This is a genomic window from Mycobacterium cajalii (assembly GCF_045809005.2).
Classification (GTDB): domain Bacteria; phylum Actinomycetota; class Actinomycetes; order Mycobacteriales; family Mycobacteriaceae; genus Mycobacterium.
Genome location: NZ_CM141436.1, coordinates 5,748,572 through 5,764,632, shown reverse-complemented (window position 1 = coordinate 5,764,632; position 16,061 = coordinate 5,748,572). Strand labels below are relative to the sequence as shown.

At 70.9% G+C, this 16,061-nt stretch carries 16 protein-coding genes, 1 tRNA gene and 2 pseudogenes; 12 read left to right on the top strand and 7 right to left on the bottom strand.

Annotation, left to right across the window (positions count from 1 at the left end):
- Positions 1-89 precede the first annotated feature (89 nt).
- Together ACJ512_RS27585 and ACJ512_RS27580 are read left to right on the top strand one after the other, a co-directional pair.
- Complete coding sequence (locus tag ACJ512_RS27585) at positions 90-1,307, top strand: DNA polymerase III subunit delta' (protein ID WP_407687994.1); 1,218 nt, start codon at positions 90-92, stop codon at positions 1,305-1,307.
- Positions 1,308-1,360: 53 nt separating this feature from the next.
- Positions 1,361-1,436 (top strand) — tRNA-Thr (locus tag ACJ512_RS27580).
- Positions 1,437-1,452: 16 nt separating this feature from the next.
- On the opposite strand, the gene ACJ512_RS27575 is transcribed toward ACJ512_RS27580, so the two are convergent.
- Entirely contained in the window at positions 1,453-3,261 is a 1,809-nt protein-coding gene (locus ACJ512_RS27575) for a hypothetical protein (RefSeq protein ID WP_407687995.1), read from the bottom strand.
- On the opposite strand from ACJ512_RS27575, the gene ACJ512_RS27570 reads away from it, so the two are divergent.
- Positions 3,227-4,171, top strand: a complete 945-nt coding sequence (locus tag ACJ512_RS27570; RefSeq protein WP_407687996.1) for an NAD-dependent epimerase/dehydratase family protein — start codon at positions 3,227-3,229, stop codon at positions 4,169-4,171. The genes ACJ512_RS27575 and ACJ512_RS27570 overlap by 35 nt on opposite strands.
- Here ACJ512_RS27570 and ACJ512_RS27565 read toward each other — a convergent pair.
- From ACJ512_RS27565 to ACJ512_RS27555, 3 genes are read right to left on the bottom strand one after another with little or no spacing between them, the layout of a single operon-like run.
- Positions 4,168-4,509, bottom strand: coding sequence for a DUF2304 domain-containing protein (locus ACJ512_RS27565; protein ID WP_407687997.1), 342 nt, complete (start codon positions 4,507-4,509; stop codon positions 4,168-4,170). The two genes, ACJ512_RS27570 and ACJ512_RS27565, sit on opposite strands and share 4 nt — an antisense overlap.
- Positions 4,510-4,523: 14 nt before the next feature.
- A complete protein-coding gene (locus ACJ512_RS27560) occupies positions 4,524-5,225 on the bottom strand; it encodes a glycosyltransferase family 2 protein (protein ID WP_407687998.1) in 702 nt (233 codons plus the stop codon).
- A gap of 21 nt (positions 5,226-5,246) precedes the next feature.
- Entirely contained in the window at positions 5,247-6,506 is a 1,260-nt protein-coding gene (locus ACJ512_RS27555; protein ID WP_407687999.1) for a hypothetical protein, read from the bottom strand.
- Positions 6,507-6,641: 135 nt separating this feature from the next.
- Here ACJ512_RS27555 and ACJ512_RS27550 point away from each other — a divergent pair, with 135 nt between their 5' ends.
- On the top strand, positions 6,642-7,727 hold the full coding sequence (locus ACJ512_RS27550) for a DUF475 domain-containing protein (protein ID WP_407688000.1): 1,086 nt from the start codon (positions 6,642-6,644) through the stop codon (positions 7,725-7,727).
- A gap of 13 nt (positions 7,728-7,740) precedes the next feature.
- Here the strand turns inward: ACJ512_RS27550 and ACJ512_RS27545 are convergent, their stop codons facing one another.
- Positions 7,741-8,229, bottom strand: a complete 489-nt coding sequence (locus tag ACJ512_RS27545; RefSeq protein WP_407688001.1) for an inorganic diphosphatase — start codon at positions 8,227-8,229, stop codon at positions 7,741-7,743.
- A gap of 102 nt (positions 8,230-8,331) precedes the next feature.
- Between ACJ512_RS27545 and dacB the strand changes: the two genes are divergently transcribed.
- From dacB to hpt, 4 genes are read left to right on the top strand one after another with little or no spacing between them, the layout of a single operon-like run.
- Positions 8,332-9,720 (top strand): D-alanyl-D-alanine carboxypeptidase/D-alanyl-D-alanine endopeptidase, encoded by a 1,389-nt coding sequence (dacB, locus tag ACJ512_RS27540; protein ID WP_407688002.1) that lies wholly within the window; start codon positions 8,332-8,334, stop codon positions 9,718-9,720.
- On the top strand, positions 9,717-10,760 hold the full coding sequence (locus ACJ512_RS27535; protein WP_407688009.1) for a zinc-dependent metalloprotease: 1,044 nt from the start codon (positions 9,717-9,719) through the stop codon (positions 10,758-10,760). The genes dacB and ACJ512_RS27535 overlap by 4 nt, the downstream gene beginning before the upstream one ends.
- Entirely contained in the window at positions 10,739-11,701 is a 963-nt protein-coding gene (gene tilS / locus ACJ512_RS27530; RefSeq protein WP_407688003.1) for a tRNA lysidine(34) synthetase TilS, read from the top strand. The genes ACJ512_RS27535 and tilS overlap by 22 nt, the downstream gene beginning before the upstream one ends.
- A gap of 54 nt (positions 11,702-11,755) precedes the next feature.
- Positions 11,756-12,367, top strand: coding sequence for a hypoxanthine phosphoribosyltransferase (gene hpt / locus ACJ512_RS27525; RefSeq protein WP_407688004.1), 612 nt, complete (start codon positions 11,756-11,758; stop codon positions 12,365-12,367).
- A gap of 7 nt (positions 12,368-12,374) precedes the next feature.
- On the opposite strand, the gene ACJ512_RS27520 is transcribed toward hpt, so the two are convergent.
- Positions 12,375-13,115 carry an SIMPL domain-containing protein gene (locus ACJ512_RS27520; protein ID WP_407688005.1) on the bottom strand — a complete coding sequence of 247 codons (741 nt, stop codon included), beginning with the start codon at positions 13,113-13,115 and terminating at the stop codon, positions 12,375-12,377.
- Between the two features lie 302 nt (positions 13,116-13,417).
- Between ACJ512_RS27520 and ACJ512_RS27515 the strand changes: the two genes are divergently transcribed.
- Both ACJ512_RS27515 and ACJ512_RS27510 read left to right on the top strand, forming a co-directional pair.
- Positions 13,418-13,717, top strand: coding sequence for a PE family protein (locus tag ACJ512_RS27515; protein ID WP_407688006.1), 300 nt, complete (start codon positions 13,418-13,420; stop codon positions 13,715-13,717).
- Between the two features lie 14 nt (positions 13,718-13,731).
- Positions 13,732-14,961, top strand: a complete 1,230-nt coding sequence (locus tag ACJ512_RS27510) for a PPE family protein (RefSeq protein WP_407688007.1) — start codon at positions 13,732-13,734, stop codon at positions 14,959-14,961.
- Positions 14,962-14,984: 23 nt separating this feature from the next.
- On the opposite strand, the pseudogene ACJ512_RS27505 reads toward ACJ512_RS27510, so the two are convergent.
- Positions 14,985-15,446, bottom strand: a pseudogene (locus tag ACJ512_RS27505) (HNH endonuclease signature motif containing protein); the annotation flags it as partial.
- Between ACJ512_RS27505 and ACJ512_RS27500 the strand changes: the two are divergent.
- Together ACJ512_RS27500 and ACJ512_RS27495 are read left to right on the top strand one after the other, a co-directional pair.
- Positions 15,435-15,644 (top strand): annotated as a pseudogene (locus tag ACJ512_RS27500) (hypothetical protein); the annotation flags it as partial. The pseudogenes ACJ512_RS27505 and ACJ512_RS27500 overlap by 12 nt on opposite strands.
- Positions 15,645-15,758: 114 nt before the next feature.
- Complete coding sequence (locus ACJ512_RS27495; RefSeq protein ID WP_407688010.1) at positions 15,759-15,959, top strand: hypothetical protein; 201 nt, start codon at positions 15,759-15,761, stop codon at positions 15,957-15,959.
- The last annotated feature ends 102 nt before the right edge of the window (positions 15,960-16,061 follow it).

Here is a 16,061-nt window from a genome sequence, read left to right as displayed (position 1 = left end):
TGGCGCCCAAAGGCGGAGGAGGTCACGAAACCGTCGCGATACGGTGGCCGATCGGTGTCCGTCGGCGGGTGTCACTACTGTTGCCGGTGATGTCCGGGGTGTTTACGCGGCTGGTCGGCCAGCAGGCGGTGGAGGCCGAGCTGCTGGCCGCGGCGAGGGCCGCCCGCGGTGATCTGGCTCACACCGGGGCCGGTGACGGGACTATGACACATGCGTGGCTCGTCACCGGCCCGCCGGGTTCGGGGCGCTCGGTTGCGGCGTTGTGCTTCGCGGCCGCGCTGCAGTGCACCGCGTCGTCCGACGAGGGCGGCCCGGGCTGCGGCAGCTGCCGGGCGTGCACGACGACGATGGCCGGCACCCACGCCGACGTGCGGCGGGTGATCCCCGAGGGGCTGTCCATCGGCGTCGACGAGATGCGCGCCATCGTGCAGATCGCGTCGCGCCGCCCGTCCAGCGGGCACCGGCAGATCGTGGTGATCGAGGACGCCGACCGGTTGACCGAGGGCGCGGCAAACGCGCTGTTGAAGGTCGTCGAGGAACCGCCGCCGTCGACGGTGTTCCTGCTGTGCGCGCCGTCGGTGGACCCCGAGGACATCGCTGTGACGCTGCGGTCCCGGTGCCGCCACGTCGCGCTCGTGACACCGCCCACCGAGGCGATCGCGGGGGTGCTGGTCGACACCGACGGCCTGGACGCCGAGACGGCCGGCTGGGCCGCCTCGGTCAGCGGGGGCCATGTGGGCCGGGCGCGGCGGCTGGCCACCGACCCCGAGGCCCGGCAGCGACGGGAGAAGGCGCTGGGGCTGGTGCGCGACGCCGCGACCCCGGCGCGGGCGTATGCGGCCGCCGAGGAGCTGGTGGCCGCCGCCGAGGCCGAGGCGGTGGTGCTGACCGCCGACCGCGCCGAGGCCGAGACCGAGGAACTGCGGACGGCGCTGGGCGCCGGCGGCACCGGCAAGGGCACCGCGGGTGCGCTGCGCGGCGCCGCGGGCGCGATCAAGGACCTGGAGCGGCGGCAGAAGTCACGGCACACCCGGGCGTCGCGGGACGCGCTGGACCGCGCGCTGATCGACCTTGCGACGTATTTCCGCGACGCGCTGGTGGTGTCCGCGGGCGCCCCGGAGATCCGGCCCAACCATCCGGACATGGCCGAGCGGGTCGCGGCCCTGGCCGGTCACGCCACCCCCGCCCGGCTGCTGCGCTGCATCGAGGCGGTGCTGGAGTGCCGCGAGGCGCTGACGGCCAACGTCAAACCCAAGTTCGCCGTCGACGCGATGGTCGCCGCCATCGGCCAGCAGCTGCGCGAGTGACTTGGGCGGGCCGGGCCGCCTGCCGTAGACTCGTGCCGCCCCTACGCGGGCGCGCCGCCTTAGCTCAGTCGGTAGAGCGATTCACTCGTAATGAATAGGTCAGGAGTTCGATTCTCCTAGGCGGCTCCACGGTTCACCCGATGCCTCAGGCGGGTGTCAGGAATCCCACCGGTCCCGACGCGAGGCACAGTGACAGCGCGGCGGTGTCGGCGCGCACGGTGATCGCGTCGCCGGCGCCGGGCAGGCGCACGAAAACCCGGTTGAGCCCGGGATGCACCGGGACCTTGACGCCGGGTCCCTGGTTCAGCGACAACGTCATCGACCCGTCGCTGTTGGCCAGGTAGTTCAGTTCGACGGTCCAGTCGGCCGGCAGCAGGGGGCCGTCGAGCACCAGCCGCGCCGGTTTGTCCGGTTGCGCGAAGTACCCGCACCGCGGCAGCGGTCCCGGCACGATGGTGCGTACCCACGTCACGTGCGCGTCGACCAGTCGGCCCGAGCTGTCCAGCATACGCAGTTGGGTTGTGGACGAGGAGAATTCGGGTCGGTCCCGGACCAGGGCGAACAGGTGGCTGGCCAGGTTCTCTGGTCCGACGACCCGTTGCAGCACCAGCGGGTCGACCTCCTGGTCCAGCAGCGGCGCCGTCGAGGCGGCGCGGGCGGCGGCCAGGCCGGCGCGGGCGTTGCGCAGGTAGGGCTGGGCGGGGTTGTCGCGCCAGCTGGTCAAAAACGTCGCCGTCGAGTACAGGCTGCTGACCACGAACAGCGCAGCCAGGATCCCCATCGCCACGGCGCGCCCGGGCGAGGCGTCGAGCCGGCGCGCCGCCCCGGGCCGGTTCGGGGCGCACAGCGCGACGGCGGCCAGCAGCGCCAGCACCACGACGAGATCGGGCAGGTACCGCAGGGTCTGCGCGAGCTCGAGCGCGGTCAGCTTCGACGAGCGCATCAGGTAGATCGGCACCTGGCAGGCGACGGCGTAGCCGGCCGCGGTGAGCCAGACCGGGACGATGCGCTGCTTGCGGACCAGGGACAGCGCGAGCAGCCCGGCCAGCACCAGCCAGCCGAGCGTCATCACCGTGGGCGGGGGCGCGGCCCACGGGGAGGCCGGCGCCCACCGGTCCCAGCGCCACGGCCCGCCGGCCAGCCCCGGCACGATGCCGTGGGTGATCGATCGCCACAACAACGCCCCGGTCATCGATAGGTCGAAACTCCACCGCCGCTGGTTGACCACGGCCAGATAGACCGCCACCCAGGCGACGGTCAGCGTCAGCGACGCCACCCACAACCGCACACCGGCCCGCCACACCGTCACCACCGCCGACCGGTCGCCCCGGACGTGACGCAGCAACGCGGCGACGGCGAAGGCGACGAACGGGATCACCGCGGCCTTCTCGAAGAACAGCAGGCCGGCGAAGTAGGCCAGCGCGCCGGTCACCGCGTAGCGCTGGTTGCCGGTGCGCACCAGCAGGATCGCGTCGGCGCACACCCAGGCCAGCGCGGCCAGCATCGGCAGCGAGTTCAGCGCCGCCGCCCACCAGGCGAAGCCGGGCACCGCCAGCGGGGTGAACAGCGCGAACGTCAACGGGATCAGCAGCACCCGCCGCCAGCCCAGGATCACGTGGAGGGCGCGCAGCAGGGCCAGCGAGGCCAGCAGCTGCAGCAGCACGAGGCTGATCGCCGGGCCCGTCCAGTCCAGGGGTGCGGCCCGGATGACGGCGCCGGCGAGCAGGAAGGCGGCCGGCATCAGGTGACCGTCGTGATCGTCGAACAGGTACGACGGCGACAACAGGCCCTCGGTGCCGGCCTTGCCGACGAGAATCAGGTCGTCCCAATAGAAGTAGCCGCCGAACGCCAGCGCCGCGCGGATACCCAGCTGCACGGCGATCAGCCCCGCCGCGGCCACCGCTATGTATGGTGGGCCGGTGCGCGCACTGGTCACCGGGGCAGCCGGTTTCATCGGCTCGACGCTAGTCGACCGTCTGCTGGCCGACGGTCACACGGTGGTGGGGCTGGACAACTTCGCGAGCGGGCGAGCGGCCAACCTCGAGCACCTGGCCGGCAACCCGGCCTACGACTTCGTGGAAGCCGACATCGTGACCGCGGACCTGGGCGACGTCCTGGACCGGCACCGTCCCGAGTTGGTGTTCCACCTGGCGGCGCAGATCGACGTGCGGCGCTCGGTGGCCGACCCGCAGTTCGACGCGTCGGTCAACGTCATCGGCACCGTGCGCCTGGCTGAGGCGGCGCGGCGCGCGGGTGTGCGCAAGGTCGTGCACACGTCGTCGGGCGGGTCCGTGTACGGCGTCCCGCCGCGCTACCCGACCCCCGAGACGGTCCCCACCGACCCGGTGTCGCCGTACGCCGCGGGCAAGGTGGCGGGGGAGATCTACCTGAACACCTTCCGCCACCTGTACGGCCTGGACTGCTCGCACATCGCCCCGGCCAACGTCTACGGCCCTCGCCAGGACCCGCACGGCGAGGCCGGCGTGGTGGCGATCTTCGCCCAGGCGCTGCTGGCGGGCGAGCCCACCAAGGTGTTCGGCGACGGCAGCAACACCCGCGACTACGTGTTCGTCGACGACGTGGTCGAGGCGTTCGTCAAGGCCGCCGGGGACGCGGGCGGCGGGCAGCGTTTCAACATCGGCACGGGCACCGAAACGTCGGACCGGCAACTGCATTCGTCGGTGGCCGCGGCCGCCGGCGCGCCCGACGACCCGGAGTTCCACCCGCCGCGGCTCGGCGACCTGAAGCGGTCCTGCCTGGACATCGGCCTGGCCGAACGCGTGCTGGGCTGGCGCCCGCAGGTGGACCTCGACGAGGGGGTGCGCCGCACCGTGGACTACTTCCGCACGGTGCGCACGCGCTAGACCTGCTCGGGTGCCTGCGCGCCCTCCAGCGCGACGGCCCGGGCCAGGCGCGCGTAGCGCAGCTCGAGGTCCTTGAACCGCAGGTAGGTGCTCAGCGTGGTGAAGCTGAACGCCATGATCAGCGCGTAGAGCATCAGGTCGGTGCCGCGGCGCACCCCGAACCACTGCGCGACCACCGTGGTGTCGTCGGGCCGCAGCACGGCATAGACGCCGGCCAGCACGAAGGCGATGTAGCCGACCTTGACCCAGGCCCGCGACCGCGCGCTCCGGCGGGAGCGCAGCAGATAGACCAGCAGCGCCGCGATCGACCCGATCAGTAGCACCTGGATCCAGTTCATCTCTCAAGTCCCTTTCATCGCGCTGACCTGCCCCGCAGGAACCCGTCGAAGATGATGTTGACGCCGTTGAGCAGGGGCTGCCCCTTCGACTTCGAGTAGTCGGTGTAGAGCACCTCGACCGGTTGTTCGGCCACCCGCCAATGGTTTTCGTCGATCAGCATGACGAACTCGTTGGCGTGGCTCATGCCGCTCATCGTGATGTCGAGCCCGTCGGCGACCTTCTTGTTGAACACCCGCAGCCCGTTGTTGGTGTCGGTCAGCCCGAGGCGGCGGCCGCGCCGGCTCAGCCGTGCGGCGGTCTGCAGCACAACGCGTTTCAGCAGCGGCGGCCGGCTGCTCTCGGTGCCGCCGAACCGGGTTCCGATCACGATGTCGACGTCGCCCGCGCACAGCCGGTCCACCATCGCGGCCAGGTCCTTGACGCGGTGCTGGCCGTCGGCGTCGAACGTCGCGAAAACCATTGCCCCGGGCTGCTTTCGGGCGTACTCGACGCCGGTCTGAATCGCGGCGCCCTGGCCCAGGTTGACCGGATGACGCACCAGGTGGGCGCCGGCCCGCAAAGCGATCTCCCCGGTGCCGTCGGCGCTGCCGTCGTCGACGCAGACGACGTGGTCGAAGACCGCACGGACGTCGCCGATCACCTCGCCGATGACGGCGGCTTCGTTGAAGGCGGGGATGACGACCCAGACGTCGGGATAGTGCTTTTCGATCACCACAACCTACACCCGGGACACCGTTCAGCCGGTGATGCGCCCCGCGCGCCCCAGCGCCGCCAGGTGTACACCGATCCCCACCAGCGGACCGCACAACAGGCCGACCACGGTGCGGGCCGGCAGCGGCAGCGGCAACAACAGCAGCAGTCCCGACGCCACCGTCGCGACCACCCAGCCGAGCGAATACGCCCGATGCAGCGCGGCCGCGACCGTGGCGGCGCCCGTCAGCGTCAGCATCGCGATGGCCACCGCGGCCGCGGTCAGCCAGGCCAGCAGCGCGCCGCCGGCCTGGTACTGCGCCCCGAACCCGATCCGCAGCAGCCACGGCCCCACCACACCTGCGGCCAGCACCCCGACGGCGCCGATGCTGCCGATCACCCCCGCCGGCGCGATCAGCGCCCGCAGCCGGTCGTTGCGTTCGTCGACGAAATGCGCGATCAGGTTGCCCTGCATGGCGGTCAGCGGCACCAGCAGCGGAGCGCGCGTCAGGGTCACCGCCAGGATGATCACGCCGCCCGGCGCCCCCAACTCGGTGCTGGTCAGCTTCAGCAGCACCGGAAAGCCCATCACCAGGATCGCGCTCGCGCCGGCCGCGGTGATCGAATGGGCGGCGCCCCGCAGGAAGGTCGCCGTGCCGCCGGGCGTCATCAGGCGGGCCGCGAGCCGGGCCGCGGGCGAGGCCACCAACATGACCAGCCAGGCCACCGCGCCGGCCACGGTGGCCCACAGGAACCCGACGAGTCCCCAGCCCAGCGTGAACGTGGCCGCGGCGACCGAGACCCGGATCGCCGCGTCGGTCACCATCAGCGCCCCGTACTGCGTCCACTGGTCGGTGCCGGCCAGCATGCCCAGCAGCGTGGCGTGCAGGCAGAATCCCGCCAGCCCGACGCTGAGCAGCGCGACTGACAACCAGCGCCCGTCCACGAACACCCGTGCGGCCCACAACGGGGAGCTGCCGGCGATGACGACCGCCGCCGCGGCCCCGACCAGCGCGGCGACCCGCAACGGGTGCGTGCGCGCGCCGTCGGGGCCGGGCAGCACGTCGAAGTAGCGCGTCGCCCGGACCTCCCGCGTGGTTTCCTGCAGCAACCCGTTGGCCGCGCCGGTGACCAGCCCGAACGCCCCCCAGAACACCCCGAACACCGAAAAGCCGCCCGGAGCCAGGTCACGCGCGGCCAGATAGATCACCGCGTAGCCGCACAGCGCTGTGAGCGCGGTGGCGGTGCCCACGCGCGCCATGCTGCCGCGCGCCACCGGACCACTGGAGGCTCCGACTCCGGTCACCGGGGCGGCATCCCCGACCGGCCGACCCGATGCAACGACACAGCCTGAAGATAGTGCCCCGAAGACGGTGCGTCGCCACCGACGGGCGCGGCGGCGACCGGGTTTCGCTAGTGTGGGCGGCTGTCGGAAGGATCCATGGCCGCGTTCCGCTTTTTCGGGGTCTCGCTGTTGCTCACCGTGGTGGCCCTCGCGCTCGGATACGCCCACGGCGGCACCAAGGACCTGTTCCTGCTGCTGGTGCTGGCGGTGCTCGAGGTCTCGCTGTCCTTCGACAACGCGATCATCAACGCCGCGGTCCTCAAGCGGATGAGCCCGCTGTGGCAGCGGATGTTCCTGACGGTCGGGATCCTCATCGCGGTCTTCGGGATGCGGCTGCTGTTCCCGCTGCTCATCGTCTGGGCGAGCGCGGGCATCGACCCGGTCCGCGCGATGGAGCTGGCACTGCATCCGCCGCCGCACGGCGCGCTGGTGTTCCCGGACGGCTCACCCAGCTACGAGAAGCTGGTCATCGCCGCACACCCCCAGATCGCGGCGTTCGGCGGCACGTTCCTGCTGATGCTGTTCCTGGACTTCGTCTTCTACGACCGGGACATCAAGTGGCTCAAGTGGATCGAGGTGCCCTTCGCCCGGATCGGCCGGCTGGGTCAGGTGGCGGTGAGCGTGGCGCTGGTTGCGCTGGCGCTGGTCGGCAACGGGCTGACGCACTCCGCCGACGAGCGGGCGACGGTGCTGACGGCGGGATTGCTGGGCCTGGTCGCCTACCTGGTGGTCAACGGCCTGAGCCGGGCCTTCCGCCCCGCCGACGTCGAGGAGGTGGGGGCCCACGCGCCCCCCGGCGCGGCCGTCGGGAAGGCCGGCCTGACGCTGTTCCTCTACCTCGAGGTGCTCGACGCCGCCTTCTCGTTCGACGGCGTCACGGGCGCCTTCGCGATCACCTCGGATCCGATCGTCATCGCGCTGGGTCTGGGGGTGGTGGGCTCGATGTTCGTCCGGTCCATCACCATCTACCTGGTCCGCCAGGAGGCGCTGGACCGCTACGTCTACCTCGAGCACGGCGCGCACTGGGCGATCGGCGTGCTGGCCGTGATCATGCTGATGTCGATCGAGCCGAGGTTTCACATCCCCGAGACGATCACCGCGTCGGTCGGGGTGGTCTTCGTGGGGGCGGCGTGGACCTGGAGCGTGCTGCGCAACCGCCGCGACTCCAGGTCCGCCGCCTGACTTCCCCGCGGTGTCAGTGGCCCTCGGCCTTGAACCGCTCGATCGAACGCTGGATCTCGGCCTCGGCCTCGGCGCGGCCGACGAAGTCGGCCGTCTCGGCGAACTTCCCGGGCTCCAAGTCCTTGTAGTGCATGAAGAAGTGCTTGATCGCATCCAATTCGAACTGTGGGACGTCGCCGATGTCCTGGATGTGGTCCCAGCGGTGGTCGCCGGCCGGAACACAGACCACTTTGTCGTCACCGCCGTGCTCGTCGACCATCTTGAACATCCCCACCGGGCGAACCTCCACCATCACTCCCGGGAAAAGCGGCGCGGGCATCAGCACCATCGCGTCCAGGGGGTCGCCGTCCTCACCCAGGGTGTCGTCGATGAACCCGTAATCGGTCGGGTAGCCCATCGAGGTGTAGAGGTAGCGGTCCAGCTTCAACCGCCCCGTCGCGTGGTCGACCTCGTACTTGTTGCGCTGACCCTTTGGGATCTCGATCGTCACGTTGAATTCCACCGTGCTGGCTCCTTAATCTGGTTCCGCCCTGTCGGGCGTCCACCCTATTCGATGCATCCTGTGAGGAGTTCGGCACAATGGGGTCAGACAGTCAGGAGAGTGATGGGTCCTACTCGCTGGCAAAAATCAACCCGGGTTCTGGTCGGGTTGGCCGTGCTGGTGTTCGTGGCCGCCGTGATCGGTACAGCAACGTTCCTCACCACGGGCGGGCACCGAGCCAGCGGCACGCGGCCCACCGTGCCGCCGCCGCGCCCGCCGACGGTGAGGCCGGGGCTGGTCCCGGTCACCGACACCGCCGAGGTGCCCGGCGCCGCGGGGCTGGCGGCGGCGTTGGCGGCCGCGGCGGCCGACCCCAACCTGGGCAGGCTCGGCGGCCGGGTCACCGACGCCATGACGGGCATGGAGCTCTGGCAGGTGGCCGACGACCTGCCGCTGGTGCCCGCCTCGACGAACAAGGTCCTGACCTCGGCCGCGGCGCTGCTGACGCTGGACCGGCAGGCCCGGATCAGCACCCGGGTGGTGGCCGGCAGCCAGAACGCCCAGGGGCCGATCGTGCTGGTCGGCGCCGGGGACCCGGCGCTGTCCGCGGCGCCGCCCGGCGTGGAGACCTGGTACAAGGATTCGGCCCGCATCAGCGACCTCGTCGAACAGGTCCGGCGCAGCGGCGTGACGCCGACCGAGGTGCAGGTGGACACCTCGGCCTACAGCGGCCCGACGCTGGCGCAGGGCTGGGATCCGGCCGACGTCGACAACGGCGACATCGCCCCGATCGAGTCGGTGATGATCGACGCCGGGCGCATCCAGCCCACCACGGTGAACTCGAGGCGGTCGCACACCCCGGCGCTGGACGCCGGGCGGGAACTGGCCAAGGCCCTGGGCCTGGACCCCGCCGCCGTGAAGATCGCCACGGCCCCCTCGGGGGCGCGGCAACTGGCCGTCGTGCAGTCGGCTCCGCTGATCGAGCGCCTGTCGCAGATGATGGAACACTCCGACAACGTCCTGGCCGAATGCATCGCGCGCGAGGTGGCCGCCGCCATCAACCGGCCCCGCAGCTTCGCCGGCGCCGTCGACGCGGTGACCAACCGGCTCGGCGCGGCCCACGTCGACACGGCGGGTGCCACGCTGCTGGATTCCAGTGGGCTCTCGGTCGACGACCGCCTGACGGCCAAGACGCTGGACGGCACGGTGCAGGCGGTCGCGGGGCCGGACCAGCCCGGGCTGCGGGCGCTGCTGGATCTGCTGCCGGTCGCGGCCGGCAGCGGGACGCTGGGCGACCGGTTTCTGGACTCGGCGAGCAACCAGGGCCCCGCCGGCTGGCTGCGCGCCAAGACCGGCTCGCTGACCGCCGTCAACGCCCTGGCCGGGGTGGTGACCGACCGCAGCGGACGGGTGCTCACGTTCGCGTTCCTGTCCAACGACGCGGGCCCCAACGGCCGCAACGCGATGGACGCGCTGGCGGCCAAGCTGTGGTTCTGCGGATGCGCCACGTGACCGCGGCGCCCGACCTGACGCTCGGCACCGCGGTCGACTGGGCTTTCGCGGCCACCGTCGGGCAGCGGCTCGCCCGGCCGGGCCCGCCGTTCAGTGACTACACCCGCCGCCAGGTGATCGACGAGCTGACCGCGGCTGCCGCCAAAGCCGAACCTCCGGTGCGCGACGTCACGGGCCTGGCCACCAACGGGTCGGTGCCGGCGGCCCGCGTGGTCGACCGCTCGGAGTGGGTGCGGGCCGCGGCCGAGTCGATGCGGGTGATGACGAACGGGACGGAGAAGCCGCGGGGCTTCCTCACCGGCCGCGTCACCGGCGCGCAGACGGGCGCGGTGCTGGCGTTCGTCTCCTCCGGGATCCTCGGGCAGTACGACCCGTTCGCGGCCGCCAAACAGGGCTGCCTGCTGCTGGTGTATCCGAACGTCATCGCCGTCGAGCGGCAGCTGCGGATCGATCCGTCGGACTTCCGGCTGTGGGTGTGCCTGCACGAGGTGACCCACCGGGTGCAGTTCACGGCCAACCCCTGGCTGGCGGGCTACATGTCGGAGGCGCTGGGGCTGCTGACCGAGGGCGCCGGCGACGACATCGGGCAGGTCGCGGCCCGGCTGGCCGACTACGTCCGCAGCCGCGGTGCGGGGGCCGATGCCGGATCGCCGGGGATCCTGGGCCTGGTGCGGGCCGTGCAGTCCGAGCCGCAGCGCGAGGCCCTGGACCGGTTGCTGGTGCTGGGGACGCTGCTGGAGGGGCATGCCGACCATGTGATGGACGCCGTCGGGCCGGTGGTGATCCCGTCGGTGGCCACCATCCGCCGCCGGTTCGACGAGCGGCGCCACCGCAGGCAGCCGCCGCTGCAGCGGCTGCTGCGCGCCCTGCTGGGGCTCGACGCCAAGCTGAGTCAGTACACCCGCGGCAAGGCGTTCGTGGACCAGGTGGTCGGGCAGGTCGGAATGGAGCGGTTCAACACCGTGTGGTCGGGACCCGACACGCTGCCGCTGCCGGCCGAGATCGACGAGCCGCGGCGATGGATCGACAGGGTTCTGTAGGGCAGCTGCGCGCGGCCGTCGAGGCGTTCGCGGCCACCCACCTGCCCACCGGCTCGCGGTGGTGTGTGGCGCTGTCCGGCGGCCCGGACTCGCTGGCGCTCACCGCGGTCGCCGCGCAGCTGCGGCCCACCGCCGCGCTGATCGTGGACCACGGCCTGCAGCCTGGCTCGGCGGCCGTCGCGGAAACCGCCCGCAAACAAGCTTTGGCGCTGGGATGCGTTGATGCGCAAGTTCTTTCGGTGTGCGTCGGCACTGAGGGCGGGCCCGAGGCGGCGGCGCGTGCCGCGCGCTACGCGGCGTTGGACGCCCACCGCGACGGACCCGTGCTGCTGGGTCACACCCTCGACGACCAGGCCGAGACGGTGCTGCTGGGGTTGGGGCGCGGCTCCGGGGGGAGGTCGCTGGCCGGGATGAGCCCGCACGACCCGCCGTGGTGCCGACCGCTGCTGGGGGCGCGCCGCGGCCTGACCCACGCCGCGTGCCGCGAGCTGGGCCTGACGGCCTGGCAAGACCCGCACAACACCGACCGCCGCTTCACCCGGACCCGGCTGCGTCTGGAAGTGTTGCCGCTGCTCGAGGACGTGCTGGGCGGCGGGGTGGCCGAGGCGCTGGCCCGCACCGCGACGGCGTTGCGTGAGGACACCGAGTTGATCGACTCGCTCGCCGCGGAGGCGATGCCCGGGGCGAAGACGGGCACGGGGCTGCGGGCGGGGACGCTGGCCGCGCTGCCCGCTCCCGTCCGGCGCCGGGTGATCCGCTCCTGGCTGCTGGCCGGCGGTGCGACCGGCTTGACGGACAAGCAGATTCGCGGCGTCGACACGCTGGTCACCGCGTGGCGCGGGCAGGGCGGCGTGGCCGTCGGATCGTCGCTGCGCGGTGAGCGGCTGATCGCGGGGCGGCGCGACGGTGTCCTCACGATGTGGCACGAGCCGGTCCGGTAACCGCAACATCTGAGCCGCCGGCCGTTGGTTATTCGCGCGCCGGCATGGCACGCTGTGCTCGTGGCGCAGATCTCCTCGGCGATCACCCCCGCGCAGCCAACGGAGCTCTACCCGGGGGATATCAAGTCTGTGTTGCTCACAGCTGAGCAGATTCAGGCGCGGGTCGCCGAACTCGGCGACGAAATCGGCGCCCGCTACCGCGACCTGGTGGCGGAGTCCGGCCAGGACCTGTTGCTGATCACCGTGCTCAAGGGCGCTGTGATGTTCGTCACCGACCTGGCGCGCGCCATCCCCGTGCCGACCCAGTTCGAGTTCATGGCGGTCAGCTCCTACGGGTCCTCGACGTCGTCGTCGGGCGTCGTGCGGATCCTGAAGGACCTGGACCGCGACATCCAGGGGCGCGACGTGCTGATCGTCGAGGACGTCGTCGACTCCGGGCTCACGTTGTCGTGGCTGCTGCGCAACCTGAGCAGCCGGCATCCGCGGTCGCTGCGGGTGTGCACGCTGCTCCGCAAGCCCGATGCGCGGGGCGCCAACGTCGACATCGCCTATGTCGGTTTCGACATCCCCAACGAGTTCGTCGTGGGCTATGGCCTGGATTACGACGAGCGCTACCGCGACCTGTCGTACATCGGCATGCTGGACCCCAGGGTCTACCAGCAGTAGCGCCGACTCAGTCCAGCTCCCACACCGCGGTCACCGAGAAGCTCACCGTCTGCTGGCCGGGCTCCAGCGGGACGGCGGCCGGCATGGCCTTCGGGGCGCCGGGCGCCCCCCTCGGCGGGGCACTGCCGGTGGCCTCGGAGATGGACAGCACTTTGCCCAGCCGGAGGCCGGACAGCTGCGCGTATTGGCCCGCCCTGTTCTTGGCGTCGTCGAACGCCCGCGCCCGCGCGTCCTTGACGAGCTGGGAGTCGTCCGAGATCGAATAGCTCACCGAGTCGATGCGGGTCGCATCACCGCCGGCGCCGGCGACGAGCGTCAGTATCCGCGACGCGGCGTCGGGTGGATGGATCTTGACCGCGATGGCGTTGGCGGCGCGGTAGCCGGTGATGGTGGCGGTGCCGCCGGGCGGGGGAGTGCCGTATTGCGGCTGCAGGGTGACGTCGGTGGTGCTGATGTCCTTGCGATCGATCCCGGCGCCGGCGAGCGCACCGAGGACCGCTTGCTGGCGGTCGTTGGTCTGGTCCATGGCCGCGGTGACGTCGGGTGCGGTGAACTCGATGCCGACCTCGGCGGTCAACGTGTCCGGGACGCCCTCGACGTGCCCCGAGCCGACAACTGTCACCTGGCGCGGGTTCGCCCCCGGCCCGGACGGGTGGTGGTCACACGCCGACACCGCGGCGATGGCCACGCCCGCGGCGGTGGCCACGAGCGAGCGGCGGACTGAGCCCGGAATGCTGGGTCGCGGCATGCGGTGCACCTTAGCGCCTCGATCCGCCCGGGAGTTACCAGCAAAGCATAGTGTCTATCGCAGCAACCATAGCAAAGTTCATAGCGAACTCTAATCATATTTGTTTGCAACTTATTTCATGACACGCGCATAGACTGCAGCACATGGCCACAGCTAAATGAACAATTGTCGGCCCCGTGGTGAACATAGCCCGCGGAGGCTGTAGTGCGGCGACATCGCGCGCTTAACATGTCCGAAGCTTTGCGACAGCGACCGAGCGGCCGCTGAAAGGCATTGAAAATCAGCACCTTTGAGGAGAAGACATGTCAAATGTGATTGCGCGTACGGACATACTGGCGGCAACCGCCGGCAAACTGCATTCCATCAACGCGTCGCTGCAGGCCGGGACCGCGGCGGCGGCCGCACCGACCACCGGCGTCGTTCCGGCCGCCGCCGACGTGGTGTCCTTCCTGACGGCCGCGCAGTTCGCCTCGCACGCAACGCTTTACCAGGAAATCAATGCTCATGCCGCTGTGGCCCGGGAGCAGTTGGCGACCATGCTGGCCATCAACACAGGTTCCTACGTGGCCACTGAAGACGCCAACACCGCCTTGGTCGGATAGGCGCGGGCGCAGACATGCTGGACTTCGCGCAGTTGCCCCCGGAGATCAACTCCGCGCTGATGTACTCCGGTCCCGGCTCGGGTCCGATGCTCGCCGCCGCGGCGGCCTGGCAGGGACTGGCCACCGAGTTGCACACCACCGCGTTCTCCTACGGCTCGCTGATCACCGGCCTCGTCGACGGGCCGTGGCAGGGTCCGGCCGCCACGTCCATGGCGGCCGCGGCCGCGCCGCAGGTGGCGTGGCTGGCCGGCACGGGTGAGCAGGCCGAACAGGTCGCCGGACAGGCCGTGGCGGCGGTGGCCGCCTACGAGGCGGCCTTCGCCGCCACGGTGCCGCCGCCGGCGATCGTCGCCAACCGGGCTCTGCTGACGGCGCTGCTGGCGACCAACTTCCTCGGCCAGAACACCGCGGCGATCGCGGCCACCGAGGCGTTGTACGCCGAGATGTGGGCCCAGGACGCGGCCGCGATGTACGGCTACGCGGGTGCGTCGGCGGCGGCGTCGCGGCTGACGCCGTTCACCGTCCCGGCGAGCGCCGTGGATCCGGCGGGTCTGGCCGGCCAGGCCGCCGCGGTCGCGCAGGCGCTCAACGGGGTGGTCGATACCCAAGCGATGGCGCAGATCCCCCGGGCGCTCTCCGCGCTCGCTGGGATCACCAACGAACCGCCGTGGCTGAGCAACCCGGCGGCCGCGCTCGGCCTGACCGGGCACCTGTGGAACGAGAATGGTGACGGGATCGTCTTCGGCGGGATGGTCGGTGACGTGGTGCAGGGCGTGACCGGATCGGCGGAGGTGGACGCCGGAATCTTGATGGACACGTTCAACAAGTGGGTGAGCCCGGCGCGGCTTGCGGTCACCCAGTTCAAGGACTACATCGGCCTGGCACACGACCTGCCCAAGTTCGCTCAAGACGGCCTCAAGGCCGTGGCCGGGGCCGCCACGCAAGTGCCTGCCGCGCTTCCGAGTGCGGGTCTGGGCGGCATTGCGGGAGCCGTCGGTAAGGCGGCCTCGGTCGGTGGTCTGTCGGTCCCGACTTCTTGGGCCGGGGCGGCGCCGGCGGCCACGCCGGTCACCTTGGCCCTCAACGGCTTCGGGGCCGGCGCGGGCGCCGGCCCCGCCACCCAGGCGGTGGGCGGGCTGCCGCTGATGGGCGGCGGCGCCGGGCGCGGCCTGTCCCCGCATTTCCTGGCGCCCCGCTACGGATTCAAGCCGACGGTCATGCCTGCACCCCCGGCCGGCGGGTGATGGGCGCGGGCGTGCCCCGGTCGTCAGAAGGGCGGATCGTCCGGCAGGGGCGCCGGCTCGGGGGGCGTCCAGTCGGCGGGGAGTCCTTCCGGCTCGCGGGGCTCGTTCACCCAGGTGCACTGGAGGCTGGTGCTCGGCGTCCCCTTCATCAGGAACAGCATGTCGCGCATGTGGTTTCGAAACGTGCGGTCGTCGACCTCCCGCGTGCGGGCCTGTTCGAGATGGCGCCGCGCTTCGTTGATGGGCCGCTGCTCGCGGTTATGCTTGCGCGCCCGGGTGATTCGCGCGCTTCGCTGCTGTTCCCTGCTCTTCTTTCGTAGCCGCGGCGCCGCGCACGCCGGTCCGCGTGGTGGCGGCGACAGGTCGGCACCGGCCGGTGACGTCCGATACACTCGCCCCGTCGGCGAGGTCCATACCACGGTACCGTCTTCGGATTGCTCGTCGCGCCAACCGCTGTGGAAAGTTTTGAGCCGATGGAGGTAGCGACTGGCCAAACGACACATCAGAAATTTTTGGTGCTCGGCGCGCACGCGCGCACAGTGGCGTTGCAACCCCGCCACCTGACCCGGGTGCCCTACGCTAAAGGGCCATGTGGGGAACAGCATGACGGCACCGCCACCACCGCCAGGCTGGTATCCAGACCCGACGGCGCTAATACTCAGCGATATTTCGACGGGACAAAGTGGACCGATCACCTCGCGCCATCCAACCCGCCGTACGGCCCTGGTCCGTTGCCGCCACCGAACCCACAATCTGAACGATCACGCCAGGCAAAATCTGTGCGGCCATTCGTCATAATGGCGATCGCTGGCCCCGTCATCGCCCTGGTGTCTTTTATCCTTATGCAGCTGGCCTTTGGTGCCGCTGATAGCGGCGGCTCCGGGACGCTATTGTTTCAGATCCTAGGCTTCGTCTTGTTTTTGGTCTGGTTGGCCAGCATCCCCGCGACGATCGTTGGCATCATCGTCGCAATCGTGCGGAGTGTTGGACAGCGTTGAAGCGGCTTGACCCCAACGTGTTTGCGACAAAGACATTTCAGGTTGCTGGCAATCCGGAAATCTACCCCCATGATGCGGGTGTTGTCGGGTCAGGTGTGCGGC